The 1205-nt window shown below is 60.3% G+C and carries 1 protein-coding gene; it reads right to left on the bottom strand.

Annotated features, from left to right (window positions below):
- Position 1 precedes the first annotated feature (1 nt).
- Entirely contained in the window at positions 2–1192 is a 1191-nt protein-coding gene (tuf, locus tag HOC_RS20500; RefSeq protein WP_035542525.1) for an elongation factor Tu, read from the bottom strand.
- Positions 1193–1205 lie beyond the last annotated feature (13 nt).

Raw genomic sequence — 1205 nt, 5'->3', positions numbered from 1 at the left:
CTTATTTCTTGATTGCGGAGACGACGCCGGCGCCGACGGTACGGCCGCCTTCGCGGATGGCGAAGCGCAGGCCCTGGTCCATGGCGATCGGCTGGATCAGCTCGACGTCCATTTTCACGTTATCGCCTGGCAGAACCATTTCCTTGTCGGCCGGCAGCGTCACTACGCCCGTCACGTCGGTCGTGCGGAAGTAGAACTGCGGACGATAGTTGGTGAAGAATGGCGTGTGACGGCCACCCTCTTCCTTCGTCAGGATATAGGCTTCGGCTTCGAACGTCGTGTGTGGCGTGATCGAACCTGGCTTGCAGAGAACCTGGCCGCGCTCAACGCCTTCACGGTCGATACCGCGAAGCAGGGCGCCGATGTTGTCGCCAGCCTGGCCCTGATCGAGCAGCTTGCGGAACATTTCAACACCCGTGCAGGTCGTCTTGACGGTCGGACGGATACCGACAATCTCGATTTCCTCGCCAACCTTGACGACGCCCTGTTCGACACGGCCCGTCACAACCGTACCACGGCCGGAGATCGAGAACACGTCTTCCACAGGCATCAGGAACGGCTTGTCCAGCGGACGCTCTGGCGTCGGGATGTAATCGTCAACGGCCTGCATCAGCTCAAGAACCTTGTCCTTGCCGATTTCAGGATTGCGGCCTTCAACAGCGGCCAGCGCGGAACCCGCGATGATCGGAATGTCGTCGCCCGGGAAGTCGTACGATGTCAGAAGCTCGCGCACTTCCATCTCGACCAGCTCCAGAAGCTCGGCATCGTCAACCTGGTCAACCTTGTTCAGGAAGACAACCATGGCAGGCACGCCGACCTGCTTGGCCAGCAGGATGTGCTCGCGCGTCTGCGGCATCGGGCCGTCAGCTGCGTTCACAACCAGGATCGCGCCGTCCATCTGCGCTGCGCCGGTGATCATGTTCTTCACATAGTCAGCGTGGCCCGGGCAGTCGACGTGGGCATAGTGACGGTTTTCCGTCTCGTATTCCACGTGCGCCGTGTTGATCGTGATGCCGCGTGCTTTTTCTTCAGGCGCCGAGTCGATATCAGCGTACGATTTCGCTTCGCCACCGGATGCCTCTGCAAGCACCATCGAAATGGCCGCCGTCAGCGTCGTCTTGCCGTGGTCAACGTGTCCAATCGTGCCGATGTTCACGTGCGGCTTGTTGCGTTCAAACTTTGCCTTGCCCATCGGGCCTCTCCTT

This window comes from Hyphomonas oceanitis SCH89 (genome assembly GCF_000685295.1).
Taxonomy (GTDB): Bacteria; Pseudomonadota; Alphaproteobacteria; order Caulobacterales; family Hyphomonadaceae; genus Hyphomonas; species Hyphomonas oceanitis.
Note: the sequence above shows the minus strand (reverse complement) of the source record. Positions and strands in the feature narration are given on the sequence as shown.